Origin of the sequence: Paraburkholderia dioscoreae (assembly GCF_902459535.1) — a bacterium.
GTDB classification, from domain to species: Bacteria; Pseudomonadota; Gammaproteobacteria; order Burkholderiales; family Burkholderiaceae; genus Paraburkholderia; species Paraburkholderia dioscoreae.
Genome location: NZ_LR699554.1, coordinates 2,417,849 through 2,441,981, shown reverse-complemented (window position 1 = coordinate 2,441,981; position 24,133 = coordinate 2,417,849). Strand labels below are relative to the sequence as shown.

The 24,133-nt window shown below is 63.2% G+C and carries 22 protein-coding genes; 6 read left to right on the top strand and 16 right to left on the bottom strand.

Annotated elements, in window-relative coordinates; all coding sequences use genetic code 11:
* Window positions 1-123 precede the first annotated feature (123 nt).
* Entirely contained in the window at window positions 124-1,401 is a 1,278-nt protein-coding gene (locus tag PDMSB3_RS31140) for a cytochrome P450 (protein ID WP_165188781.1), read from the top strand.
* A 77-nt stretch (window positions 1,402-1,478) separates the two neighbouring features.
* Here the strand turns inward: PDMSB3_RS31140 and PDMSB3_RS31135 are convergent, their stop codons facing one another.
* The 7 genes from PDMSB3_RS31135 to PDMSB3_RS31105 all read right to left on the bottom strand — a co-directional run bounded on the left by PDMSB3_RS31135 (window position 1,479) and on the right by PDMSB3_RS31105 (window position 8,850).
* Window positions 1,479-1,802 (bottom strand): 2Fe-2S iron-sulfur cluster-binding protein, encoded by a 324-nt coding sequence (locus PDMSB3_RS31135; RefSeq protein WP_165188779.1) that lies wholly within the window; start codon window positions 1,800-1,802, stop codon window positions 1,479-1,481.
* Window positions 1,803-1,877: 75 nt separating this feature from the next.
* Window positions 1,878-3,002, bottom strand: a complete 1,125-nt coding sequence (locus tag PDMSB3_RS31130; RefSeq protein WP_165188777.1) for an acyl-CoA dehydrogenase family protein — start codon at window positions 3,000-3,002, stop codon at window positions 1,878-1,880.
* Window positions 3,003-3,080: 78 nt separating this feature from the next.
* Complete coding sequence (locus tag PDMSB3_RS31125) at window positions 3,081-3,878, bottom strand: crotonase/enoyl-CoA hydratase family protein (protein WP_165188776.1); 798 nt, start codon at window positions 3,876-3,878, stop codon at window positions 3,081-3,083.
* A complete protein-coding gene (locus tag PDMSB3_RS31120; protein WP_165188774.1) occupies window positions 3,875-4,966 on the bottom strand; it encodes an acyl-CoA dehydrogenase in 1,092 nt (363 codons plus the stop codon). The genes PDMSB3_RS31125 and PDMSB3_RS31120 overlap by 4 nt, the downstream gene beginning before the upstream one ends.
* Before the next feature lie 6 nt (window positions 4,967-4,972).
* Window positions 4,973-6,121: an acyl-CoA dehydrogenase family protein gene (locus PDMSB3_RS31115; RefSeq protein ID WP_165188772.1), complete on the bottom strand. Its 1,149-nt coding sequence runs from the start codon at window positions 6,119-6,121 to the stop codon at window positions 4,973-4,975.
* Between the two features lie 185 nt (window positions 6,122-6,306).
* Window positions 6,307-7,620 carry an amidohydrolase family protein gene (locus tag PDMSB3_RS31110; protein ID WP_165188770.1) on the bottom strand — a complete coding sequence of 438 codons (1,314 nt, stop codon included), beginning with the start codon at window positions 7,618-7,620 and terminating at the stop codon, window positions 6,307-6,309.
* Window positions 7,621-8,001: 381 nt separating this feature from the next.
* Window positions 8,002-8,850: an IclR family transcriptional regulator gene (locus PDMSB3_RS31105; protein ID WP_165188769.1), complete on the bottom strand. Its 849-nt coding sequence runs from the start codon at window positions 8,848-8,850 to the stop codon at window positions 8,002-8,004.
* Between the two features lie 345 nt (window positions 8,851-9,195).
* Between PDMSB3_RS31105 and PDMSB3_RS31100 the strand changes: the two genes are divergently transcribed.
* The 4 genes from PDMSB3_RS31100 to PDMSB3_RS31085 are packed head-to-tail and all read left to right on the top strand — an operon-like array spanning window position 9,196 to window position 12,086.
* Entirely contained in the window at window positions 9,196-9,426 is a 231-nt protein-coding gene (locus PDMSB3_RS31100) for a ferredoxin (protein WP_097392617.1), read from the top strand.
* Window positions 9,427-9,446: 20 nt separating this feature from the next.
* Window positions 9,447-10,205, top strand: a complete 759-nt coding sequence (locus PDMSB3_RS31095; protein WP_165188767.1) for an SDR family NAD(P)-dependent oxidoreductase — start codon at window positions 9,447-9,449, stop codon at window positions 10,203-10,205.
* 43 nt (window positions 10,206-10,248) lie between these two features.
* Window positions 10,249-11,199 (top strand): VOC family protein, encoded by a 951-nt coding sequence (locus PDMSB3_RS31090; RefSeq protein ID WP_165188765.1) that lies wholly within the window; start codon window positions 10,249-10,251, stop codon window positions 11,197-11,199.
* A 2-nt stretch (window positions 11,200-11,201) separates the two neighbouring features.
* Window positions 11,202-12,086 (top strand): fumarylacetoacetate hydrolase family protein, encoded by an 885-nt coding sequence (locus tag PDMSB3_RS31085; RefSeq protein ID WP_165188764.1) that lies wholly within the window; start codon window positions 11,202-11,204, stop codon window positions 12,084-12,086.
* 120 nt (window positions 12,087-12,206) lie between these two features.
* On the opposite strand, the gene PDMSB3_RS31080 is transcribed toward PDMSB3_RS31085, so the two are convergent.
* From PDMSB3_RS31080 to PDMSB3_RS31070, 3 genes are all read right to left on the bottom strand, one after another.
* Complete coding sequence (locus tag PDMSB3_RS31080) at window positions 12,207-13,547, bottom strand: MFS transporter (protein WP_165188762.1); 1,341 nt, start codon at window positions 13,545-13,547, stop codon at window positions 12,207-12,209.
* Between the two features lie 176 nt (window positions 13,548-13,723).
* The gene (locus PDMSB3_RS31075) at window positions 13,724-14,578 is read right to left on the bottom strand and encodes an SDR family oxidoreductase (protein ID WP_165188761.1); all 855 of its coding nucleotides are present in this window, start codon (window positions 14,576-14,578) and stop codon (window positions 13,724-13,726) included.
* A 124-nt stretch (window positions 14,579-14,702) separates the two neighbouring features.
* Window positions 14,703-16,256: a DHA2 family efflux MFS transporter permease subunit gene (locus PDMSB3_RS31070; RefSeq protein ID WP_165188759.1), complete on the bottom strand. Its 1,554-nt coding sequence runs from the start codon at window positions 16,254-16,256 to the stop codon at window positions 14,703-14,705.
* 115 nt (window positions 16,257-16,371) lie between these two features.
* Here PDMSB3_RS31070 and PDMSB3_RS31065 point away from each other — a divergent pair, with 115 nt between their 5' ends.
* Window positions 16,372-16,833, top strand: coding sequence for a MarR family winged helix-turn-helix transcriptional regulator (locus PDMSB3_RS31065; protein WP_165188757.1), 462 nt, complete (start codon window positions 16,372-16,374; stop codon window positions 16,831-16,833).
* Window positions 16,834-16,902: 69 nt separating this feature from the next.
* Here the strand turns inward: PDMSB3_RS31065 and PDMSB3_RS31060 are convergent, their stop codons facing one another.
* The 6 genes from PDMSB3_RS31060 to PDMSB3_RS31035 are packed head-to-tail and all read right to left on the bottom strand — an operon-like array spanning window position 16,903 to window position 24,064.
* Window positions 16,903-17,646 (bottom strand): alpha/beta fold hydrolase, encoded by a 744-nt coding sequence (locus tag PDMSB3_RS31060; protein WP_165188755.1) that lies wholly within the window; start codon window positions 17,644-17,646, stop codon window positions 16,903-16,905.
* Window positions 17,647-17,690: 44 nt separating this feature from the next.
* Window positions 17,691-18,548, bottom strand: coding sequence for an SDR family NAD(P)-dependent oxidoreductase (locus PDMSB3_RS31055; RefSeq protein WP_165188753.1), 858 nt, complete (start codon window positions 18,546-18,548; stop codon window positions 17,691-17,693).
* Between the two features lie 4 nt (window positions 18,549-18,552).
* Entirely contained in the window at window positions 18,553-19,380 is an 828-nt protein-coding gene (locus PDMSB3_RS31050) for an enoyl-CoA hydratase/isomerase family protein (RefSeq protein WP_232064364.1), read from the bottom strand.
* Window positions 19,381-20,358, bottom strand: a complete 978-nt coding sequence (locus tag PDMSB3_RS31045; RefSeq protein WP_165188751.1) for a VOC family protein — start codon at window positions 20,356-20,358, stop codon at window positions 19,381-19,383.
* 39 nt (window positions 20,359-20,397) lie between these two features.
* The gene (locus PDMSB3_RS31040) at window positions 20,398-22,905 is read right to left on the bottom strand and encodes an efflux RND transporter permease subunit (protein ID WP_165188749.1); all 2,508 of its coding nucleotides are present in this window, start codon (window positions 22,903-22,905) and stop codon (window positions 20,398-20,400) included.
* A 31-nt stretch (window positions 22,906-22,936) separates the two neighbouring features.
* Window positions 22,937-24,064 carry a WD40/YVTN/BNR-like repeat-containing protein gene (locus PDMSB3_RS31035; RefSeq protein WP_165188747.1) on the bottom strand — a complete coding sequence of 376 codons (1,128 nt, stop codon included), beginning with the start codon at window positions 24,062-24,064 and terminating at the stop codon, window positions 22,937-22,939.
* Window positions 24,065-24,133: the final 69 nt, after the last annotated feature.

Genomic DNA, 24,133 nt, shown 5'->3' with positions numbered 1-24,133 from the left:
CCTCCATGTCTTAAGTGGATCACAATCTGCAAATCTGTTCAATATAATGCGCTGACCTTGGGTCAAACGGTTATCGGGCCGATCCCTGAGACGGCGCGCCGAATATCAACGATGGAGACAGGCATGAGCACACCCGCCGCAGCAACTTCGCTCGAGAGCGCCTTCGCGGGCGTTGCGGACAATTACAAAGGCAGCGACGTCGACCTGCATGCGATTTATCGCGACATGCGCCGCAATTCGCCGGTGATCGCGGAAGACTTCATGGCACGCCTGGGCGTGCCGAACATTGCCGGTCTCGATGCAAACCGGCCCACGTTTACGCTGTTCAAGTACAAGGACGTGATGTCGGTGTTGCGCGATGCAACGAATTTCACCAGCGGCTTCATCGCCGAAGGACTCGGCGCGTTTTTCGACGGATTGATCCTGACCGGCATGGATGGCGAAGTGCATCGCCGCGCCCGCTCGCTATTGCAGCCGGTGTTCATGCCGGACGTGGTGAACCGCTGGCGCGAAACGAAAATGGCGCCGATCGTGCGCAACGAATATATCGAGCCCATGGTGCCAAAGCGCCGCGCCGATCTGATGGATTTCGGCCTGCATTTTCCGATCCGTTTGATCTATTCGCTGATCGGCTTTCCAGACAACCGCCCCGAGCAGATCGAACAATACGCGGCGTGGGCGCTGGCGATTCTGGCGGGTCCGCAGGTCGACGCGGAAAAGGCCGCTCAGGCCCGCAAGGCGGCGATGGAGGCCGCTCAGGCGCTCTATGACGCGGTGAAGCTCGAAGTGACCGAAGTGCGCAAGAACGGCGCACAAGGCGACGATCTGATTTGCCGGCTGATCCGCGCGGAATACGAGGGCCGTCATCTCGACGATCACGAGGTGGCGACCTTCGTGCGCTCATTGCTGCCGGCGGCCGGCGAGACCACCACGCGCACGTTTGGCTCGCTGATGGTGGCGTTGCTGGAGCGGCCCGAACTGCTCGCGCGGGTGCGGGCGGATCGCAGCCTTGTGCCGAAGGCAATCGACGAAGCTGTGCGTTTCGAACCGGTGGCGACGTTCAAGGTGCGTCAGGCGGCGCAGGACACCGAGATCGGCGGCTTCAGCATTCCGAAGGGCGCGATGGTGCAATGTATCGTGTCCTCGGCGAATCGCGATGAAGAGGTGTTCGAGAACAGTGAGAGCTTCGATATCGACCGCAAGCTCAAACCGTCGTTCGGCTTCGGTTTTGGTCCGCATATGTGCATCGGACAGTTCATCGCCAAGGTGGAACTCTCGGTGGCGGTGAATACCATCCTTGACTTGCTGCCGAACCTGCGGCTCGATCCGGATATGCCGAAGCCGCAAATCGTCGGTGCTCAGTTGCGCGGACCGCACGCGCTGCATGTGATCTGGGATTGACCAGAAAAGGCATTGACGTAAGAAAAAGGCGACCCATACCGGATCGCCTTTTTACTGCCGCAAGCAAGGCTGTTCGCCTAGATTTGCGAAGCGGGCAGGTGCACGACAAGACCGTCGAGGTCCGCATTCATGGTCAGCATGCACGACAGGCGGCTATTGGCCCGGCGCGGCTCTGCCGTGCTGTCGAGCATCGCGTCTTCCATATCGTCGACCGGCGGTAATCTGTGTTGCCACGTTTCCTCAACAAACACATGGCACGTGCAGCATTGGCATGCACCGCCGCAGTCGCCACTGATGCCGGCGATGTTGCGTTCAAGCGCGCTTTGCATCACTGTCGCGCCGACGGCTGCGTCGACGTCGACACGCGTGCCGTCGTGCGCGATGTATGAAAGTTTGGGCATGGTTGTCTCCTGATAGCGTTGTTGAAGCGCCGGTGTTCGAGTGGTGTGGGTCCGCGTGCGGCGTAAATGGCAGCCCTACAGCGACCGGCTGATAATTTCCTTCATGATTTCCGACGTGCCGCCATAGATGCGCGCGACGCGTGCGTCAACCCAGGCCTTGCCGATCTTGTACTCGCTCATATAGCCGTAGCCGCCGTGCAGCTGCAGTAGTTCGTCAAGCAGCTTGCCTTGCAATTCCGAGCCGACCAGTTTGCACATGGCACCGACTTCGGCCGTCAGCTCGCCGCGCATTGCCTTGCCCAGACATTCGTCGACGAAGGCGCGCAGCATGGTGGCTTGCGCCTTGACTTCAGCCAGCTTGAAACGGGTGTTCTGAAAGTCGAACACGGGTTTGCCGAAGACGCGCCGGTCGCGCGTGTATTGAACGGTTTCGTCGAGCAAGGCGTCGACCGAGGCGGCCGCGCGAATCCCGATGATGGTGCGCTCCCATGCAAGCTGATGCGTCAGATAGCTGAAGCCCTGGTTTTCTTCACCGAGCCGGTTGCGGACCGGCACGCGCACGTTGTCGAAGAAAAGCTCGGACGTGTCCTGACCTTTCAGTCCGATCTTCTCCAGCAGCTTGCCCTTGGAAAAACCTTCGGTGTCTTCTTCGACGCAAATCAGCGTGAGATCGCGCGATTGCGGATCGAGCTTGGTGGCCGTCACAATGAGACCAGCGTTGCCGCCATTGGTGATGAACGTCTTCTGCCCGTTGATCACGTACTGATCGGCTTCGCGCCGCGCGCCGGTGCGCATTGAACGCAGATCGCTGCCGATGCCCGGCTCGCTCATCGCGATCACGCCGATCAGTTCGCCGCTCGCCATGCGTGGCAGCCAGCGTTGTTTCTGTTCTTCGCTGCCGTACGCGACGAGATAGGGCGCGACGATCTCCGAATGCGTGGTAAAACCGATGGCCGTGGCATTGACGCGCGCCAGTTCCTCGATCATCACCGCGGAATGGCCGAAGTCGCCGCCGCTGCCGCCGTACTCCTCGGGCACGGTCGAGCACAGCAGTCCGATTTCCCCCGCTTTGCGCCACAGCGATTTCGGCACGATGCCGGCGTGTTCCCATGCGTGCAGATTCGGCACGATCTCGGTTTCGATAAAGCGCCGGGCCTGCTCGCGAAATAATTCGTGGTCTTCCCTGAAAACGGTCCGCATGGTCATGTCCTGCGAGAATGTTGCTGTGCGTTTGGTGGAATGAATGCATCTATTGCGCGTGACTTGTCACGCGGTAGATCATCTGTCCGTGTAGCGAGGCGGCCGTTTGTCGAGAAACGCGTTGACCGCTTCCAGATGATCCTCGCTGTGATGCGCAAGCGCCTGATACGCGGCAGATAACTCCAGCAAGGAATCGAGCCGCATATGCTGCCCCTCGCGCAAAAGCCGTTTGGTCAGGCGCAGTGCATGTGACGGGTTGGCGGCAATGCGGCGCGCCATGGCCTGGGAATGCGCGAGCAGATTGTCGGCGGCGACCACATCGGCCACCAGGCCCCATTCGAGCGCTTTGGCCGCATCGATCGTGTCACCCGTGAACGACATCACGCTTGCGCGCTGCATGCCGATCACGCGCGGCAGCAGCCATGCGCCGCCATCACCGGGCACGATGCCGACTTTCACGAAGCTCTCGGCAAACAGCGCCTTCTCCGAGGCGATGCGGATGTCGCACATGCACGCGAGATCCAGCCCCGCGCCGATCGCCGGACCGTTGACGGCGGCGATCACCGGCACGTCGAGCTCATACAATGCGAGTGGAATGCGCTGGATCGTATTGCGGTAGCTGTCGCGCACCTCGTGCGGCGAGCCGGCGAAGATCCCGCCGCGCTCGCGCATGTCTTTCACGTTGCCGCCGGCGCAAAACGCGCTGCCTGCACCGGTCAATACGAGTGCTTTGATGCTGCGGTCGCGGCGCACCTGCTGGCACACGTCGACCAGTTCATCCATTTGTGCGGGTTCGGACAGCGCGTTACGCGTCTCGGGACGGTTCAGCCACACGGTCAGTACGGCGCCGTCGCGTTCGACCTTGAGAAAGCTCATGCCGCGACTCCTTGCAGCGGCGCTGCCGTTACGGGCCGATCGAGTGGCGCGAGGCGTCCCGCAGTCAGCGCCGGCCATAATCCTGCGGAGCCCGCTGCGCACACGGCTGTGCCCAGCCGTTGCGCCCAGACGGTCGCGTTGCCGAATTCGCTGCGCCACGACCAGAGCCGCCGTGTCGAGTGATGCAATGCGTGTTCATGGGTGAAGCCGATCGCGCCATGCACGGTGTGCGCCACGCCCGCCGCGAAACTCGCCGCCTCGGCACTGCACACTTTGGCAGCGGCGATAGGCAGTGCCGCGAAGCCGCCGGCGCCGTCGAGCGATGCGCTGAATGCGCATTCCGCAGCCACCGCAGAGGCGGCCACATGCTCGGAGAGCACGGCGATCTGCTGTTGCAGCGCCTGGAACGCGCCGATGGGCTTGCCGAACTGCACGCGCTCGGTGGCGTAGAGAATCGTCAGGTCGAGTACCGCTTGCAAGGCGCCTGCAATCTGCGCGCTGCGCAGCATCGCTGCGCCCAGTTGCAGCGCGTCGGCCTGCAGATCGCCCGGCAAAGGCATGCAACTCACGCAGGCGGCGCGCTCGAAATGCAGATCGTCGCGCGGTTCGCCCGCGATGTTCTGGCGTAGTGTCGTTTGTGCGTCGGCCGTGTCGAGCAGCACGAGGGTCGGTTCCTTGCCCGCGGTGATGGCAACAACGTGGCCCACGTGGCGGCCCCATGGCACGTCGAGCAGCGTGCCGCTCACGCGTCCCTGTTGCAGCGTCACCGAGCCGCCGCCTGCGATGCCGAGCGGCGCGTTGATCGCTTCGAGCCCGCATTCGCCGAGAAGCGCATTGGCGAGCAGTGTTTCGGCGAGGGGCAAGGGCAGGTTATGACGGCCAGCCGCGCGCGCTACGACAAATAGATCGGCCCAGTTCGCGCCGGCGCCGCCTTGCGCCTCAGAAGCGGCCGCGACGGCGAAACCGGATTCTTCGATGGCGCTCCATAATGACGCCGGCCAGGCGCCTGCTTCGCTGTCGCGCAGCACTTCGGGCGTGACGATGTCACCGAGCAGTCGCTCGATGGTGGATTCGAAAATTTCTCTCATGGCGTTTTACCGCAGTCCAAGTCCGCGGGCGATGATGCCGCGCAGGATTTCGCGCGTGCCGCCGCGCAGGGAAAAGGAAGGCGCCATCTGCATCAGGTAGGCGAGTACTTGCGTGTGATCGCTGCCGCCGCCGGTACTAGGCAGCGTATCGAGCAGCAGTTGCGCGACTTCGGGAATCTCCTGTTCGAAAGTCGTGCCGAGATCCTTGACGCATGAAGCAGCCCACGCGGGGTTTTGTCCGGCGACCAGTTCCGCTGTGACCGAGAGCGACATCTGCCGCAAAGTGAAGAGCCGTGCTGTCAGACGGCCAATTTCCCGTGCTTGCAAGGCGTCGGGCCGGCGGCCGATCGCATCGATCAGCGTATGCATCAACGCGATGCTGCTGAGAAAGCGCTCGGGGCCACTGCGTTCGAAGGCGAGTTCGGCGGTGACCTGGTCCCAACCCTGGCTTTCGGTGCCGACCAGCGCGTCGGAACCGAGTTGCACGTCATCAAAGAACACTTCGTTGAAATGCTCTCCGCCGGCCAGATCACGGATCGGGCGGATCGTGACGCCCGGCGCTTTCAGGTCGATGATGAATTGCGACATGCCTGCGTGCCGCGCGCTGGATTTATCGCCGGTGCGCACCAGCGCGATCATGTAGTGCGAGTAATGCGCGTTGGTGGTCCACAGCTTATGGCCATTGAGCACCCAGCCGTCGCCTTTGCGTTCGGCGCGCGTGCGGATCGACGCGAGGTCCGAGCCGGAATTCGGTTCGCTCATGCCGATGCAGAAATAGCTTTCGCCGCGGCAGATCGCCGGCAGATAGCGCTCGCGCTGCGCTTCAGTGCCGTAGCGCAGAAGCAGCGGACCGCTCTGGCGATCGGCGATCCAGTGCGCGGAAACAGGTGCGCCCGCCGCGAGCAGTTCTTCGATCACGACATAGCGCGCAAACGGCCCGGCCTCGCTGCCGCCATAACGTTTGGGCAGCGCCATGCCGAGCCAGCCGCGCCGGCCGAGTTCGCGGCTGAAGGCGGGATCGGCGCCCATCCACGATTCGGCACGCTTGAGCGGCGGGCGCGTCTTCAAGGCCTCGGCGAGGAACGCGCGCACCTGCTCGCGCAGCGGTTCGGCGTCGGCGGGAATGCGGTGATAGCGAAAGGCGGTAGCGGACATAGTTCGGTAGGACGCAAAGGAGCGGGCACCGGGCTGCGCCGACATGGCCGTGGATGTCGAGCGTTTTACGCAAGCCGCCCCGGCTGCATCGCTCGCCTGTACCACGAAGCCAATAATGTGCAGCGCGGCCCGGTCTGTATTGCCGACGCCGTGGCGATGCGCTGCCACGGCGTGAGTGGACCGCTTTACAACGCGGCCTGTGCGTCGGCCGCGGCGAACATCCGGTTGATGTCGCCGGACGTCACCGGCTTGTTCGGATCACGCACCGGCGCGGCGCCGCCCATGCCGAGCGCGGGCTCGATGCTTACATGTTTCGCCTTGGCGCGCAGCGCACCGACCGTGCAGTTTTCGCGGCCGAGGATCGAGAACGGGTCGTAGGAAAACTCGCGCATTGCATTCAGGTGGGTGATCTTGTTGATCACTTCATCGGAGACGTTTTGGGCTTGCGCCTGCTCCCAGAACACGTCGGCGGAATTGGGCCACGTGCAGTCGGAGTGCGGGTAGTCGCATTCCCAGGTGACCTTGTCGAGGTTGATCGAATCGAGATTCTTCAGACCGAACTGATCTTCGATGAAGCAGGTGATGATGTGCTCGTTGAAAATATCGCTCGGCATCTTGCCGCCGAAGTTCGACATGGTCCACGCGTGATGGTGACGATGCGTGAAGTCCGCGCGTTCGAGCAGGTACGGAATCCAGCCGATGCCGCCTTCCGAGAGCGCCATGCGCAGCGTCGGGTATTTCTTCCACATCGGCCCCCAGATCCAGTCGGCGGCCGAATTGGCGATCGAGATCGGCATGGAGGTAATCCATGCGTCGATCGGCGATTCGTCGGAGGCGTGGTCGGCTTTCGCACCGGTGCCGATATGGCAGCAGATCACCACGTTGTTGTCCGCACAGGCTTTGTAGACCGGATCCCAGTGATCGTTATGGATCGACGGGTAGCCGTGCAGCGAAGGGTTGTCCGAGAGCGACAGAGCGTGCACGCCTTGTTTGGCCATCCGCTCGATTTCTGCCGCGGCGGCTTGCGGGTCCCACCATGGCGTGATCATCAACGGCATGAAGCGGCCCGGCGCGGCGTTGCACCAATCGTGCAGATGCCAGTCGTTATAGGCCTGGATCGCTGCGAGCGACACGCCCCGATCTTCATAAGCCTGAAACCGCTGGCCTGCGAAGCCAGGGAACGTCGGGAAGCAGAGCGAACCAAGAACGCCGTTGGCGTTCATGTCATCGACCCGGGCTTTGATGTCCCAGGTGCCGCGGCGCATGTGCTCGTAACCGAGCGGCTCCATGCCGTACTCTTCTTTCGGCCGGCCCACGACGGAATTCAGGCCCATGTAGCCAGTGGCCTTTTCTTCGAATTCCCAAACATCGCGGCCACTGCGTTGCACGACTTTCGGTTCGCGGCCCTTGTATCTGGCGGGCATGTGGCGTGCGAAAGCGTTGGGCGGCTCGATCGCGTGATCGTCTACGCTGACGAGAATGAGGTCTTCCAGTTTCATCGGGGGTCCCCGTAGTGAAGGGCTCACCTGCGACTCTGCGAGCCGGGTTTGGAGCAAGTTGGTAGTGAGATAGTAGATAACAAGCTGAACACAATCAACGATAATGTTCATTTAAACGTGTGTGACGAGGCGTTTTTAGGGTTTACAGGGAGAAGGGCGGGGAGTTTTTGTGAGCAGCGCACACTTGCCGCACGTCCTCGGCGCAGCGCGTCGCTGAGTTTGCGTGCGGAGAGGGCCGCGGATCGATACTTCGAAAAGAAATGCTGATGCCTCGAGCGAACGTCGAGACTGCAAAGGCGCGTCGGCCTATGAACATAGCGTAACGCGAAAAATGCCAACGCTCCGGGCGCACGACCACCGCGCCCAAATGAGAAGAGAAAATCAGAAGAGCACTGACTCCAGCCGGTGAGCCAGGTCGCGAACGGCCTCGCCTAGCGCATCGACTTGCGCCTCCCCGCGGTCGCCCCGAATCATGACCGTGGACACGGTAAACGCGATGTTGTCGCTCTTGTCGCAGACAGCGGCTGCGATCGCCATGACGCCCGTGGCAAAGTACCCATCATCACTAGCCCAGCCACGCCGCCGCGCTCGATTCACTTCGCGCACGTAGGCCTCGAGCGAAATGGGTCGCGCCCAGCGCAGCTGTTCGAATTCTTCGCGCAACTGTTCATCGGTGAGGCCGAGGCGCGCGGCAAACAGGCGTCCGCTGGCGCCCATCAAAATCGGCAGCCGCTGTCCAGCGGGCATATCGATGTGCAAATCCGTCGGACTCGACTCAGAACTCACCAGCACGATCCGGTCCGCGCCGAGCCGGCGCCACAAGGTCACGGTAACGCCGAATTCGGCGGCGAGATCCTGCATCAGCGGCGCAGCCAGTTGCAGCCGCTGCCCTTGCGTGACCAGTTGCTCCACCAGTCGCGCCAAACCGAGGCCGGCTGAATACGTCTTCGACAGCGCGTTGAAATCGACCACGTCCTCAGCAACGAGCGTGCGCAGAATGTTGAAGCAGGTACTCGGATTGATCGACAGATGCCGCGCGATATCGGCGGCTCGCTCCGGCGCACCTGTGTGCGTGAGATAACGCAGGATACGGATGGCATTCGCAACTGGCTTCACCGTCACCGCGCTGGTTGCGCCACGGCCTCCCGGCACTCGATCAGCAGAGCGGCGCGCCACGCTCGCTCGGGTTCCTACCGACTCGCTTGCAGCAATGTTCTTCTTCGTCGTCATGGGTGGCGGTCTCTTGGTTGCCGTCCGGGCACTGGCATGTGCCCTTCATTTTCTGTCCTCGCCCGTACGAAACGCGGCGCCAAAGGGTGTTCACTGTGTTCTGAAATCGTTCTACGGGCAGTGATTATATTCTGTAGCCAGAATAGTCCCGGCGCAAAGCCTTTGTTCATAGTGGCTTACCCGATCAAAGGCGCACAGTCGACGACGCTTCCGCCCGCAAACAGGCCTCCCCGTGGAGACACGTCGCCAGGGTCAACCCGGACCATAAAATAAACACATTCGAATAATCTGTGCATATAATTTCCAGCCAATAGCCATGCATGGCCACGCACTCAAGGAGGAGACATGAATTCGGAAATCAAGGCATCAGTGGTGCTGCGCGTAAGCGCGGATCGGAGCCGCTGCTGCGGTTATGGACTGTGCGCGCAGTTGTGTCCGCAGGTCTACAAACTCGACGAGAACGGCCTCGTTTATCTGGAAGCGGAAACGATTCCCGCCGAACTCGAGGCAGATGCGCGCGAAGGCGCGGCCGCCTGTCCCGCTGAAGCGTTGAGCGTGGAAGCAATTGCCGGCTGAGCCAACGGGAGACCGATCGTATGGGACGGTTCGAAGGAAAGGTTGCGCTGATCAGCGGCACGGGTGGCGGCCAGGGCAGGGCGGCTGCGTTGCGCTTCGCGCGGGAAGGCGCCAAAGTGTTCGGTTGTGATCTGAACGCGGCGGCGCAGGCGGAAACCATCGCGTTGCTGCATGACGAGGGTTTCGACATGGCAGGCGCGGGCAGCGTCGATCTGGGCGATCCGCAGGCGGCACAGGCGTGGATCGAAGACGCGGTCGCTACTTACGGTCGCATCGACATTCTGTACAACAACGCATCGGCGGCGCGCTTCGGTCCGATCGGTGAGATGTCGGTGGACGACTGGCGCTACACGCTGCGCAACGAGTTGGACATCGTGTTCTATCCGACGCGCTTTGCCTGGCGTCATCTCGCGGTGGAGGGCGGCGTGATCGTCAATATCTCGTCGGTGGCGGCGTGGGGGGCGTCGGCGGCGACCGGCATCGGTGCGCATTCGGCGGCAAAGGCCGGCGTGATCGCGCTCACGCGGCAACTTGCCGTGGAAGGGGTCAAGCATCGGATTCGCGCCGTGTGCATCAGTCCGGGCGTGGTCGTGACGCCCGGCACCAAACCGTTCCTCGATAACCCGGCCACGCGCTCCATGCTGCTCGCCGGCATTCCCATGGAACGCGCGGGAGAAGCGGAAGAGATCGTCGCTACGGCGCTGTTCGTCGCGTCGGACGAGGCCTCGTACATCACCGGCACCGACATCGTCGTGGACGGCGGCATGCTTGCGCTGTAACAGCGCCAGGCATGCCTGACAGATCACTATTTCAGGAGACGTCGTGGATATTATCGGAATCGGCTACCTCGGCTTCGAGACGGCCAACATGGATGAGTGGCGTACCTACGGACCCGAAGTGCTGGGTCTGCAAATCGGCGCATCGCCGGAAGCGGACAGCGATTCGCTGTACTTCCGCATGGACGACCGGCGTCACCGCTTTGCGTTTCATCCCGGCAAGGTCGACCGGCTCGCGTATATCGGCTGGGAAGCGCGCGGCAAGCTCGAATTTCAGGCGGCTGTGGCGCGGCTGCGCGAAGCCGGCGTCGAAGTGACGCAAGGCGACGCAGAACTGCGCGGTGTGCGTGACGTGGTGCGTTTTCGCGATCCGGTCGGCTATCAGCATGAACTGTTTTACTCGCAGAAGTGGATGCCGCGTTCGTTCATCCCGGGCCGCCCGCACGGCGGCTTCAATGCCGGCGCGCGCGGCCTCGGGCATATCGTGGTGATCACGCCGGAATTCCCGCCGGAGCTGGAGCATTTCCTGACCGTCGTGATGGGTTTTCATTACTATGGCGCGGGAGCGGGCAAGGGCAAAACCGCGTTCTATCGCTCGAAGCTGAACACGAGCACCAGCCACGATATTGCCTACGGCCTTGGGCCGAACAAGATGGGCATTCAGCACATCGGTATCTTCGTGAACAATCTTCGTGACGTGGGCGAAACCTACGACATCGTCAAACAACGCAAGCTGCCGATGATGATGACGCTCGGCCAGCACACGCAAGACCCGCACGTGTCGTTCTATCACTTCTCGCCGGGCGGTTTTGCGTTCGAGATCATCACCGAACTCGAGCCATGGCACGGCGACGGCTTCGAGCTGAATCCGGAAAAGTTGAGCACGTGGGGCCACGAACTGGTCGGTCCGATTCTCGGACCAAGCGTGCGCACGCCGGAAGAAGTCATGGACGGCGAAGGCCTTGCGATTCTCGCTGCCAGACGGCAGCCGGCCTAGCCATGAAGCTCGCGAGAGTCCGCGACGCGGCGGGCGAGAGTTTCTGGGCCCAAGTGGACGAGAGCGCGCGCGAAGTGCAGCGCATTCGTGCGCCTTTCGAAGTGTGGGCGCCAGTGGTGGCGGAAGGTGGCAGTGCGGCACTAGAACTCGATGCGTGCCGCCTGCCGCTCGCGGAACTGCAGTTGTGTCCGCCGGTGAATCCAGGGGCGCGCGTGTTCGGCGTCGGTCTGAACTATCTGTCGCACCTGGTGCGGCTCGGCCGCAAACAGGCGCCGCCGCATACGCTCGCCTACATCAAGCCCGCGTCGGCACTGGTGCCGCCGGGCGGCGAGATTCAGTATCCCGCCGTCACGAATCAGCTCGACTATGAAGTCGAACTGGTCGCGGTCGTCGCGCGTGCATTCGGTGACGAACCGCAGGCGAGCGCATGTCTGCTCGGCTATACGGTCGGCAATGACATCAGTGCGCGCGATGCCGGCAAGCAGCTCGGCTCGCTCGATCTGTTCACGCAGAAAGCGTTGGACAGCACCGCGCCGATCGGTCCGTGGATTACTACGCTCGATGAGTTTGGCGGCCCTGGCCAGCCATGCGTGACGCTGAGTTTGCGCATCAACGGCGAGGAGCGTCAGCACGATACGACCGACCAGATGATTTTCCCCGTCGACGAATTGCTGAACTACGTGGATGCACGTATCGCATTGCGGCCTGGGGATCTGGTCTTTACCGGCTCGACGTGCGGCGTAGGCCTCGAAGATGGCCGCTTCCTGCAGCCAGGGGATGTAATCGAGGCGCAGATCGAGCGCATCGGTGTGCTGCGTAATCGGATCGGCGCGAAACGCGTGCTCTCGCCGATGCGCGCGATCGGCAGATTGGGGCGTGCTGAATAATCAGCAGCTTCGATTGACATGCGCGATTCGCGGATCCGAATGGCAAGCGCGGATGGTTGACCTTACGCACTAGAGTCACACGGCGGCTGAGCACCCAGGCTCCGCCGCCGTTTTTATTATTCAGCGACGCTGCTGCGCAGCGTGCAAAGCGGCAAGCGTGCGCGCATACGGCTTCACGCCCGAGCCGATCAGCCACAATCCGAACAGCGCAGCGGGCGCCGCCGTACACGCCAGGGCATAGCGCAAAGCGCCGTCGTGATGAAAGACGTGATCAGTGACGAGCGCAACGGCGGTCGGCCCCAGGCCAATGCCAAGCAATCCCGCCAGCAGCAGATACACGGCAATCGCCTGTCCGCGCATCCGGTTAGGGACGACCGCCTGGATCGCTGCGGGCGCCGCCGACTGCGCAATGCCCAAACCGAACACGCTGGCGAACAACAGCGCGAATGCAAGGCGCGCATCCGGCATCAGCGGCCACAGTACGCACGGCAGGGCGAACACCGCTGAGCCGAGCAGCGCGACTCGAAAGCGCGCCGCGGTGACGCCGCGCGCGCTCCACGCGTCGCTGAGATAACCGCATACGAGCGTGCCGCCCGCGCCGGCAACGGCGATGATAAGGCCGAGCACCGGCCCGGAATGCGACGGCGGCATACGGAAGCTGCGCTCGAACAACGCAGGCGCCCAGGCAAGCGCGCCATAGCCGATGATCGACAGCAGGGCCGGATAAGTCAGCACGCGGGAAAACGTCGCGGAATGCAGGCGCAGATAACGCACGAAATCAGCTGCAGAAGCTTGCTCGCTCGCATCAGGTTCGGCGCTTGCCATGGCCACTTCCTTGCGCGCAGGTTCGCGTACTGTCGCGACCAGAAGCAAGGCGAGGGGCACGGCGGGCAGCGCGGCCAGGACAAAGGCGACGCGCCACGCCGGCATGCTGCCGAAGCCCGCAATCGCGAGACCGTGCGACGGAATCGCAGCAAGCAACCATCCACCGAGCAGCAATGACGCGCCTGAACCGATCGCGATGGAGACGTAATAGACCGCGATTGCGCGGCCACGCTGCGTCGGCGCAAAGTAGTCGGCGATCAGCGAATAAGCGGCCGGCGCGAGCACGGCTTCGCCGATTCCGACGCCGACCCGCGCGAGCAGCAGATGCATATAACTCTGGCCGAAGGCGAATAGCGCGGTGGCTACGCCCCAGAACAGCAGTGCGACGAAGATCAGATTGCGGCGGTTGCGGCGATCGACGAGACGGCCAAGCGGCAAGCCGGCCAACGTGTAAAAGATCGCGAAGGCATAACCTTGCAACAGACTGAATGCCGTATCCGAAATGCCGAACTCTTTGCGCAAGGGACGCACCAGTAACGCGGGCAGTTGACGGTCGAGCTGGGACAGCAAAGTGGCCGCGAATAAAACGGTGATGACGTACCACGCGTAACGTGCTGATGGATAGCTTGACGCCATACCTGAAGCCGTCGCAGTAGGCGAGGCGTGCTGCGTCCGTGGCGTGAAAGCGGTGGGCAAAGTGGAACTCCTCGAGGCACATGGACGACCGCCCGCGCGAGGCGGGCGGTGTCATACATCATGGAATGCAGTGTGTTGAAGCCTATGCTGCGAAAGCGCGCTGCTTCGCCGCCCGCTTACTGTTCGACCACGGCCTCGCCACGTGCTTTCACCGCTTCGTAGAAGTCGCGTTTGAGCGTCGGATAGTAGGCAATCTGTCCACCCATGCCGCCGGCGATATCGATCGATGCCGCGCTGATGAAACTCGCATAATCGCTCGACAGAAACAGCGTCATGCCCGCGACGTCTTCAGGCTTGCCGAAGCGGCCGATCGGCACGACCTTTAGCACCATCTGGTCGAACTCCTCGCGCGTGCAGCCTGCCGGCATCTCGCGATAGTGGCGGTCCCATTGACCCGTATCGATCCAGCCCATATTCAAGGTATTGACGAGAATGTTGTCTTTCGCGAGCGACATGCCGAGCGATTTCGACATCGCCACACAGGCCGCGCGATTGACGACAGACGGAATACCGTCTGGTGTCGGCACCACGCCGGCGAGCGCATTGATCTCGATGATGCGGCCCCAGCGCTGCTTACGCATGTGCGGCACGACAGCCTGCACGAAACGGAAATGCCCCATTTGCAGGATGTTGGCGTGTTCGAGGATCTGTTCGGGTGTCAGTGTTTCGAGGTTGCCGCCGCGGCCCTGGCCGGCATTGTTGATCAGCACGTCCACGCCGCCCCAGCTTTGCGCCACATGTTCGACGAACTGTTTGACGCCTTCGGTATCGGTCACGTCGACCGATTGCGCGATCACGGCTGACGCGCCGCGAGCCTTCAGGTCTTCCGCCGCCGCCTCGACGTCGGCGCTGGTGCGAGCGCAAATGGCGACGCGCGCGCCTTCGGCTGCAAAGGCCCGCGCAATCGCGCGGCCGATGCCGCGTGATGCGCCGGTGACGATCACGCGCTTGCTGCTCAGGTCGATCTGCATATGTCTCCTCATGTCGGGCGCCAGGATAGGCGGCCCGCTGAATGGTTTCTGGTTTTTATAATCTAAACAGAAATTTGATAAATGTACAGATAAACCTTCCGCGCCAAACTGTCCACACGACCAGCTAGTCCATCGCGACATGAGCGTCGGCGGGCGTGGCGCTCGAATGACGGGCGGGGCGGATGATGGCTAGAAGGGGAATCACCAGCAAGGTGGCAATGAACATCAGCTTGAAGTCATCGATATACGCGATCATCGAGGCTTGCTGGGTAATCTGCATGTCCAGTAGCGCAATGGCGCCTGATGAATGCAGATCGACCTGGCTCCGCACCACGGGGTCGTACACGGACACATGCGTGGCCAGCGATGCATGCGCCACCTGGGTATTACGCGTAATGAAGGTTTGCACCACCGAAATCCCGATACTGCTGCCGATATTGCGCATGAGGCTGTAGATGGCGGTGCCGTCGCTGCGCAAATCGCCGGATAGCGTGGAGAAGGTGACGGAACTGAGCGGCACGAACACAAGGCCGAGACCGAAGCCTTGTACGACCCCCGGCCAGACAATGTCCGATTGCGACAGCACCAGCGTGTAGTGCGTCATTTGCCAGAGCGCGAATGCCGAGATCAGAAAGCCGGTAACGAGCAGCACGCGCACGTCGAAACGGCCGATCAGCCGGCCGACCACCATCATGGCGACCATCGTGCCGACGCCGCTCGGCGCACTGACGAGGCCAGCGGTGGCGGCGTCGTAGTTCATCAGCGATTGCAGCATCGGCGGCAACAGCGCGCGCGTGGCGTACATCACCGCGCCCACCACGAAGATGAAGAACACGCCGGTGACGAAATTGCGGTCTTTCAATAATTGATAGCGGAAGAAGGAGCGCGGTCCAGCGGTCGCCGTATGGGCAATGAAGAAGGCGAAGCTGATAACGGCAAGTAACGCTTCAATACGAATTTCCATCGAACTGAACCAGTCAAGCTGCTCGCCGCGATCGAGTAACGCCTGCAATGCGCCGACGGCCAGGCTGAGTGTGGCAAAGCCGAAGAAATCGAAACGCTCGCCGAGCTTGCGGCGGTTCTCTGGCAGATAGGCAAGGGTACCGAACAGCGCGAAGGCGCCCACCGGCAAATTGATGAAGAACACCCAACGCCAGTTGTAGCTTTCGGTCAACCAGCCACCGAGCGTAGGTCCGAGAATCGGCCCCACCATCACACCCATGCCCCACACGGCCATCGCCTGACCCTGCTTTTCGCGTGGATTGATATCGAGCAGGATGGACTGCGACAGCGGCACCAGCGACGCCCCGAAGATCCCTTGCAGCAATCGCGCAATGATGATTTGCGGCAACGAATCCGCGAGTCCACACAACCCCGAGGCGATCGTGAAACCCGTAATCGACGCGGCCAGCAGATGCTTGACGCCGAAGCGGGTTGCAAGCCATCCGGTGAGCGGTGTGGCGATTGCCGCGGAAACGATATACGAGGTCAGTACCCACGTGATCTCGTCCTGCGATGCGGATAGCGCGCCCTGCATGTGTGGCAGCGCCACGTTGGCGATCGTGCTGTCGAGCGATTGCATCAGCGTGGCCAGCATGATCGACACGGTGATGAGCGGCCGGTTGAGCCCGGCGCCGGGTTGCAGCGGCTGGGCGGCTGCCGTGGAATGTCCTGCCATAACGTAGAGGTCTCAGTCGCGTCGCGCACAAAATTGATAAGCGTGCTTATTGTAATTGATACAGATATCGCCGTCATGTTCACATTTGTCCGAATGGGTTCGTATAATTGCCGGCATGGAAAACGGCCATGACAATCGCCTGGGCTTTCTGATCACCGACGCGGGTCGTTTGTGCGGCCGGCTTTTCGATGAGCGGGCCAAGGCTCGCCTCGGCTTGACGCGCGCGCAGAGCCGCGTGCTCGCTTACCTGTCGTGGTACGGCGAAACGAATCAGGCGAGGCTTGCCGAAACGCTGGAGATCTCGCCGATTTCGTTGACGCGGCTACTGGACAGGATGACCGAAGGCGGCTGGGTGGTGCGGGCCGCGGATGCGAACGACCGCCGGGCTTACTGTGTGCAAGCGACCCGCAAGGCGCGCGCAGCGCTCGCCCAGGTGCTGGACGTCGGCGATCGGGTTGCCGACGAAGCTTTAACCGGCTTCGACGCTCACGAACGTCAGATGCTGATCGGCTTGTTGCATCGCATAAGGGCGAATCTGGCACAGGCGTTGGCAAGCTGCGGCACTGAGCAAGCGTGAGGTGGCCTTGTTCGCACCCAGCCTCTGACCATGCGTAGAGAGCTACGCGCTGTGCGCCCAACTTTACAGTCAACACCGGCTCAACAGAATCTCCGCCAGCTTCACCGGTTCGCTGATCATTGCGTTGTGGCAGGTATCGAGCTCGATCACTTCATCCACGCCGCCCAGATTGCCGATGAACTCGCGCTGCACTTTCGGCCGTAACGCGCGGTCGCGTTGTGTCAGCACCCAGCTCGTCGGCACACGCGGGAACGCGGAACGATCGACGGGTTCGGTCGTCACCCGTGTGCTTTCGGCGCACAGACCGGCCACGACGCGTAGCTTCTGTTCCCGCGTCATGCCGTTGGCAAATACGAAGCGCGCGATGAACGCGGGTAAGGGCGCGCTGACGGCCGTGCGCCGTGCGGCTCGCGAGGCGATTATGTTCATCGGCGCATGCAAAGTATCGAGCACCGTCTTGCCGTCCGGCGGAATGCAGCAGGCGATGAAAACCACCCGTTGCACGAGCGCGGAGCCGAGCCGAGCCGCCACACCGGGCAACGTGATGCCCGCCATCGAATGGCCGACCAGCATCACGCGACTTGGCCGCGTCGACAGAATCTGCGAGGTCACGCTCTCGACGCATTGCGCGATGGTCAGCGTCGCGAGGTCGCCCGGTTCGTTACCGTGGCCGGGCAGGTCGACGGCGAGTACCTGCGCTGAAGGATCGAGCGCCCGCAATGCATCGACGGTGGGCTGCCAGCACGCGCCGCTGTGCTGCCCACCATGCACCAGCACGATGGTCGGCTTGTCGGCGGTCTGCAGCGTCGCCATTGAAGCATCGACGCCCGAGCGCGCCTGAGACGACGGCAGCGCGCTCAATATGCTTCTCTACCGCGCGCGGCAAACAGCGCACGCATAGGCGCAAGCGTCGGCGCATGGCTCGTGAAGCCGCCATCGACGGGCAGGGTCGCGCCGGTGATGAACGCGGCTTCGTCCGAAGCAAGAAAGCACACCACGTCCGCGATATGCTTCGGCTCGCCGAGATAGGGCGTGAGGTGGCCGTCGAGAATCACCGCCTTGATGTCGTCGGGCAGCGGATGCGCGCCACCGTTCTCCGCGACCACGAGACCGATCTGGATCGTGTTCGAGCGGATGCCTTGCTTGCCGTACTGCGCGGCAATCGACTTGCTCAGGATCGTCAAGCCGGCCTTCGATGCCGCATACGCGCTCAAGGTGAAGTCGCCCTGCGCGCCGAAGCCAGACGACGCATGAATGACCGAACCGCCGCCTACCTTCAGCATGGCGGGAATCGCGTGCTTCGAACACAGCATCGGCCCGCGCAGATTCACCGCCATGGCGCGATCCCAGGCTTCGACATCGACGTTGCACACGTCGCGGTCGCCGCTGCGCTGCGCGGCGTCGAGCACGGCCGCATTGTTGTGCAGGATGTCGATGCGGCCAAAGCGCTCCAGCACCGCCGCGATCATCGCCTTGACATCGGCCTCGGAGGAGACATCGGTACGCAGCCCGATCGCCCGATCCCCGATTGACGCGGCCACCGCCACCGCCGCGTCGCCATTGATATCCACCACCGCCACGCACGCGCCTTGCGCCGCGAGACCGCGCGCGCAGGCCGCGCCGAGTCCGCTGCCCGCGCCCGTGACGATAGCCACTTTGCCTTCGAGCTTGCCCGTCGCCTGCGTACCGCCGTTGCCTTCAATACCGCTAGTCATCTGCTCAGTCTCCAGTGAAAACAGGGGTGCGCTTTTCCTTGAAGGCCTGCGCCGCTTCCTTCACGTCGTCGCTCGGCGCGAGCAGCGCGAACAGATCGAGCTCGCGATCCAGCCCGCGGCGCAGATCGAGTTCGAGCGCGGCGCGCGCGGCCTGCTTGACGTAGATCGTCGCCGCCGGCGATTTCGCGGCGAGCCGGTCGGCCAGCGTCTGCACTTCGACGATCAGACTCTCGGGCGTCGTTGAAATGCGCGTGACGAGGCCAATTTCCTTCGCCTGCTGGGCGCTCATGCGGTCGCCGGTCAGGAGCACGTCGAGCGCGCGGCCGTGGCCGACCACTCGCGCGAGGCGCTGCGTGCCTCCGCCGCCCGGAATCAGGCCGAGGCCGGTCTCCGGCAGCGCGAGCACGGTATCGGGCGACGCGAAGCGGATATCGCAAGCGAGCGCGATCTCCAACCCGCCGCCCATGCAGAAGCCATGCAACGCCGCGAGCACCGGCTTTTGCACCTGATCGAGTGCTTCGATCCAGCGCGAGCGTTCCATCCGCCGCCGCACTTGCAGCGACGATTCGGGCCCGCGCTTTTCCTTGATGTCCGCGCCCGCGCAGAAGCCGCGCGGGCCTTCGCCGCGCAGCACGATCACGTGAACGTCGGAATCGGTGTCGAGGAGTTGCAGCGCCTGCGGCACGCCACGACGAATCTCGTCGTTGATCGCATTGATCTGTTCGGGCCGGTTCAGCACGATCCATGCGGTCTTGCCGCTGCGCTCGATGCGTACAGTGGGGTTGATCGTCAGCCCATTCATGGTTGGAGTCCCCTTGTCGGTAGTCAGCATTTAGCGGGGTGCCTGAAATTCTTCGAACTCGAATAGCTGGCCGTCCAGCTCGGCGGGGTGGATGCGGATCAGCGATCGGCCGCCGACGGCTTCCGACGATTCGATCCAGTCGAAGCCGATGCCGCGCGCCTTCAGTTCTTCCGCCTTCACTTGCAGGCCGTTCACGGCGATGCGCACGAAGTAGGGGCCCGGGCCCCAGCTGTTCAGATAGCGGCCGGCCTCGCCGTCCCAGCGGGTCGCCTCGAGCACGTCGAGCGAGGCGCTGTTGGGCAGCGTGAAGCCCATGCGCGCGCGCCGGTAGCCTTCGCCGACCAGCGTCTCCACCGCGCCGGCTGGCTCCCAGTCGAGATTCGCCGAGCAACGGCGCAGGGTGTCGTCGAGATCGCGCACGAGAAAGCCGCGTGCGCTCACGCGCACCAGTTGGCCCGGCTGCAGATCGCGTGGTTGCGGCGCGGGCGTCGCGAAGGTTTCCGGCGGCAGTTGCAGCGGCTCCATCGGCATGATCTCGATGCACAGGCCGCCGTCCACGGAAGGTTCGTATTCGGGCCGCTCAGGCGTCACGCCGACCCACAAACGGTCGAAGGGCATTTCCGGCGTGCGCTGCGCCATCCGGAAGGGCAGGCGGCGACGCATCAGGCGCTCGACAGTCTGCTCGAACTTCGGACCATGCGCGGCCACCACGATCGAATGCGTGAGGATCGGCCGATGCTTGCCCTGAAACGCTTCAAGGCTCTGCAGGAAATGATGGAATGACGGGTCGCCCGGGTTCGGACGATCCAGATGCACTTGCGGCTCGACGCGCGTCGGCGCCACGGCCAGCGACTTGTGCACACGCAGAAAATGGGCGATGTACGGATGGTTGTCGAACGCCTGGCGCCAGTTCGGGTGTTTGTGAATCCCCAGCTTGTTGACCAGCAGTTCGGTCATCCCGTCCGGGTCCGGAACCATCATGTCGGCGGTCATCAATAGATCGAACATATCGGCGAATCTCCAAAGAGTGTTTGAATGGACGGCGTGTCAGGATGCCTGGCGGGCCGCTGGCGCGGCGGCGCGCAGGCGGGCGGCCGAAGTCGCGGAAACCGTGTTCTGCGTGGCCTCGGCGGGTTCGCTGCCGGAGCCGCCGCGCAGGCGTTCGGCTTTCGGCCGCAGCAGGAAGTACGAAAGCGCTGGAATCAGCACGAGCGCGCCGACCATGTTCCACAGGAACATGAAGGTGAGCAGGATGCCCATGTCGGCCTGGAACTTGATCGGCGACCAGACCCACGTGACGACGCCCCCCGCGAGCGTGAAGCCGACCAGCATCACGACCTTGCCGGTGAACATCAGCGCGTCACGGTAGGCCTCGCGCAATGTGGCGCCGGCGCGTTGCCGCGCGAGTTGCACGGAGAGCAGATACAGCGCGTAATCGACGCCGATACCCACGCCGAGTGCGATCACCGGCAACGTGGCGACCTTCACGCCGATGCCGAGCAGCACCATCAGCGCTTCGCACAGCACCGAGGTGAGCATCAGCGGAATCAGCGCGACGACCACGGCGCGCCACGTGCGGAACGTGATGAAGCAGAGGATCGCCACCGACGCGTACACCAGCAGGAGCATCTCGCGATTGGCCTGTTCGACGACGATATTGGTTGCGGCGTCGATGCCAGCCGAACCTGCGGCTAGCAGAAAGTGCCGCTCGGGCGTGTCGTGCACGGCGGCAAAATCGTTCACCACGCGCACCACGCGCGTCAGCGTCTCGGCCTTGTGGTCGCTCAGGAACACCAGCAGCGGTGCGACCGTGCGGTCGGCATTGGTCAGCTCGGGCATGGCCACCACGACGTTGGAAAACGCGTCGCCGGAGACGAATGGGTCGCGGTTCACCGTCAGCCACTTGGGCGAGCCTTCGAAGTTGCCCGCCGTGTATTGGCGCACCACGCCGGCCGCCGATACCGTGCCGCGTACGCCTTCGGTCTCGCGCAGCTTCGCTTCGAGGCGGTCCATTTCGGTCAGCGTCGGAAAGCTCTCCACGCCACCGGCCGGCGTCTTGACGATCACGGCGAACACGTCGCTCGAGAGGTTGTAGTGCTGGTTGATGAACGCGTTGTCGCGGTTATAGCGCGAGTTCGCTTTCAGTTCGGGCGCGCCGGAGTCGAGATCGCCCACCTGCAGATGCGTGCTGATCGCGAGGCCGCCGATGAACAGCAGCAACGCGCCGACCATCGCACCAATCGCCCATCTGCGAGTGGAAAAGCGGTCGAAGGCCTGGTAGCTGCGCACCACGAAGCCGCGCTTTGCGTGCGGGTCGGCGCTCAGGCGAGCGCGGCGCACCGCGGAGCGGCTCACGCCGGTGTACGACAACAGCACCGGCAGCAGCACGAGGTTGGTGAAGATCAGTACGCCTACGCCGATGCTGGCGGCGAGCGCGAGGTTGCGAATCACGGGCACGTCGATGATCATCAGCACCGCGAAGCCGACCACGTCCGCGAGGAGCGCGGTCAGGCCGGCGAGGAACAAACGCCGGAACGTATTGCGCGCGGCTGCATAGCGATGCACGCCGCGGGCGACGTCGCGGGTAATGCCGTTCATTTTCTGCGCGCCATGCGACACGCCGATCGCGAAGACAAGGAACGGCACGAGGATCGAATACGGATCGATCGAGAAGCCGAGCCACTGCACGATGCCGAGTTGCCAGATCACCGCGGCGGCTGAACACAGCACGACCAGACCGGTGCTGCGCAGACAACGCGTGTACGCGTAGAGCGCGAGCGCGGCGATCAACGCGGACACGCCGAAGTAGATCAGCACGCCGTCGAGCCCGTCGATCAGATCACCCGCCAGCTTGGCGAAGCCGACGATGTGAATCTTGACGTCAGGCGTTTCGAGCGAGCGGATCTGCTTTTCCAGATCGTGCGAGAGCTCGCGGTAATTGAGCGGCGCACCGGTAGCCGGATCCTTGTCGAGCAGCGGCACGAACACCACGCTCGAACGCTCGTCGTTGGCGACCACCGAACCGCCGACGCCGGCACGCGCCACGTTGCGGCGCAATTCGCCGAGGCTTTTTGCGGAGCCGTCGTAGGCTTCGGGCATCACCGGTCCGCCGCGAAAACCGTCCTCGGTGATTTCGGTCCAGCGCACTGACGGCGTCCACAACGACTTCATGTAGGCACGGTCCACGCCGCGCATCAGGAACACCTTGTCGTTGATTTTTTGCAGCGTGCGCAGATAGTCGGCGTCGTAGATCGAGCCGTGGGTGTTCTCGACCGAAATACGCAGCGAGTTGCCGAGCGCGCGCAATGACGCGGCATTGTCGAGATAGTTGCGCACGAACGGATGTGACTGCGGAATCATGTTCAGGAAGTTCGCGTTGACTTCCAGCCGCGTGGCGCGGGCGCCGAACAGCGCCGTCAGCAGGATACAGACGATCACGATGAGCGCGCGATGATTGAAAATCAGCCGCTCGACGGGACCGCCCGAGCGCCGGTCGAATGGCTGCGCCGGTTGGGCTTGATCCTTCGCTGCCGACGGATCGTGGGGGTTATGCATGTTGAACACCTCTAGTGATGCGATTCAATGCTCAGCGACGCGCGCCGATCGCTTCGACACTCATGCCGCTCGACCCGCCCAGCGCCACGCGATCCGCGCCGTCCGCGGCAATGCCGGCGAACAGCATCGGCGTATCGGCCGACACGCGCTGGAACACGCCGCTGACCGGGTCGGCGACCAGCAGCATGGCGCGGCTGCCGCAAATCACGATGCGGCCGTCGCCGAGCACGGTGGCGCCGTTCAAGGTGGAGTCGGTGCCCGTGTCGGCCTTTTGCCAACTGGCGCCCCGATCGGTGCTTTGATAGACCGTGCCGCGCAGACCGAACGCAAAGAGCCGCTTGTCATTGCCGACAATGCCGAAGAAGCTGCCCGTGTAGCCCGATTGCAGCCGCTTGAATTGACCGCTCGCGCGATCGAGTTTGAACACCGTGCCGCGCTCGCCCGCGATATACACCTCGCCGCCCACGCCGCGAATGGCGTTCAGGTTCAGAAAGTCCGGGTTGTCGATATGTTCGAGGCCCGGTTGCCAGGTCTTGCCGCCATCGCTCGTGACGGCGATGGAGCCGAATGAGCCGACCGCGTAGCCGTGGCTTGCGTCGTCGAACCAGACATCCAGGTAGGGCAGCGAGGGGCCCGCCTTGGCGTTGTTTTCTTCCTGCTTCAGATAGGTCTGCGAGACTGCCGCATTGGCATCGCCTCGCGCAACGGCGGCGCGATAGTAGGCGACGAAGCGTTCGTTGGAGATGCGACCGTCGAGCTGTTTGGTCCAACTCGTGCCGCCGTTGGATGTGTGCAGGATTACGCCGTCGTGGCCGACGGCCCAACCTTCGGTCGCTGTGGGAAAGGTGATGGCCGTCAGGTCGCTTTGCACGGGGCTGGCGACCTGGCGCCAGTGTTGCCCGTGGTCGTCCGATACGACGATCACACCGCGCTGACCCACGCCGACGAGGCGCTGACCCGCGCTCGCCACTGCGGTCATGGGGCGGGTGGCGGGTGAGACGGCGGCTTCGGCGGGCGCGTCGAGCGGATCGATAAAGCGCGCCGCGCTCGCCGTCTGGGGGCCGGCGCCAGTCGCCGCGGCGAACGCCGGCGGGCACGCGAGCGCCGCAACGAGCGCGGTGACACTCGCCGTCATGCATTGCACAGACCGGAAAGTCATGGGTAAGTCTCCGCGGACACGGGTTGACAACCTCTCGTCGAAACTCGTGATGAAAACGCATCATCAAAA

What these genes read in the sequence shown, in the direction of transcription:
- PDMSB3_RS31060 (WP_165188755.1), bottom strand. Translation starts at nt 17,646, where the DNA reads ATGGCGACGCTGCAGACCGCCGACAAGCCGACCATCGTGCTGGTGCAT.
- PDMSB3_RS31055 (WP_165188753.1), bottom strand. Translation starts at nt 18,548, where the DNA reads ATGACTAGCGGTATTGAAGGCAACGGCGGTACGCAGGCGACGGGCAAG.
- PDMSB3_RS31135 (WP_165188779.1), bottom strand. Translation starts at nt 1,802, where the DNA reads ATGCCCAAACTTTCATACATCGCGCACGACGGCACGCGTGTCGACGTC.
- PDMSB3_RS31130 (WP_165188777.1), bottom strand. Translation starts at nt 3,002, where the DNA reads ATGCGGACCGTTTTCAGGGAAGACCACGAATTATTTCGCGAGCAGGCC.
- PDMSB3_RS31095 (WP_165188767.1), top strand. Translation starts at nt 9,447, where the DNA reads ATGGGACGGTTCGAAGGAAAGGTTGCGCTGATCAGCGGCACGGGTGGC.
- PDMSB3_RS31040 (WP_165188749.1), bottom strand. Translation starts at nt 22,905, where the DNA reads ATGCATAACCCCCACGATCCGTCGGCAGCGAAGGATCAAGCCCAACCG.
- PDMSB3_RS31075 (WP_165188761.1), bottom strand. Translation starts at nt 14,578, where the DNA reads ATGCAGATCGACCTGAGCAGCAAGCGCGTGATCGTCACCGGCGCATCA.
- PDMSB3_RS31125 (WP_165188776.1), bottom strand. Translation starts at nt 3,878, where the DNA reads ATGAGCTTTCTCAAGGTCGAACGCGACGGCGCCGTACTGACCGTGTGG.
- PDMSB3_RS31100 (WP_097392617.1), top strand. Translation starts at nt 9,196, where the DNA reads ATGAATTCGGAAATCAAGGCATCAGTGGTGCTGCGCGTAAGCGCGGAT.
- PDMSB3_RS31065 (WP_165188757.1), top strand. Translation starts at nt 16,372, where the DNA reads ATGGAAAACGGCCATGACAATCGCCTGGGCTTTCTGATCACCGACGCG.
- PDMSB3_RS31110 (WP_165188770.1), bottom strand. Translation starts at nt 7,620, where the DNA reads ATGAAACTGGAAGACCTCATTCTCGTCAGCGTAGACGATCACGCGATC.
- PDMSB3_RS31080 (WP_165188762.1), bottom strand. Translation starts at nt 13,547, where the DNA reads ATGGCGTCAAGCTATCCATCAGCACGTTACGCGTGGTACGTCATCACC.
- PDMSB3_RS31050 (WP_232064364.1), bottom strand. Translation starts at nt 19,380, where the DNA reads ATGCTGACTACCGACAAGGGGACTCCAACCATGAATGGGCTGACGATC.
- PDMSB3_RS31045 (WP_165188751.1), bottom strand. Translation starts at nt 20,358, where the DNA reads ATGTTCGATCTATTGATGACCGCCGACATGATGGTTCCGGACCCGGAC.
- PDMSB3_RS31085 (WP_165188764.1), top strand. Translation starts at nt 11,202, where the DNA reads ATGAAGCTCGCGAGAGTCCGCGACGCGGCGGGCGAGAGTTTCTGGGCC.
- PDMSB3_RS31105 (WP_165188769.1), bottom strand. Translation starts at nt 8,850, where the DNA reads ATGACGACGAAGAAGAACATTGCTGCAAGCGAGTCGGTAGGAACCCGA.
- PDMSB3_RS31070 (WP_165188759.1), bottom strand. Translation starts at nt 16,256, where the DNA reads ATGGCAGGACATTCCACGGCAGCCGCCCAGCCGCTGCAACCCGGCGCC.
- PDMSB3_RS31120 (WP_165188774.1), bottom strand. Translation starts at nt 4,966, where the DNA reads ATGAGAGAAATTTTCGAATCCACCATCGAGCGACTGCTCGGTGACATC.
- PDMSB3_RS31035 (WP_165188747.1), bottom strand. Translation starts at nt 24,064, where the DNA reads ATGACTTTCCGGTCTGTGCAATGCATGACGGCGAGTGTCACCGCGCTC.
- PDMSB3_RS31140 (WP_165188781.1), top strand. Translation starts at nt 124, where the DNA reads ATGAGCACACCCGCCGCAGCAACTTCGCTCGAGAGCGCCTTCGCGGGC.
- PDMSB3_RS31115 (WP_165188772.1), bottom strand. Translation starts at nt 6,121, where the DNA reads ATGTCCGCTACCGCCTTTCGCTATCACCGCATTCCCGCCGACGCCGAA.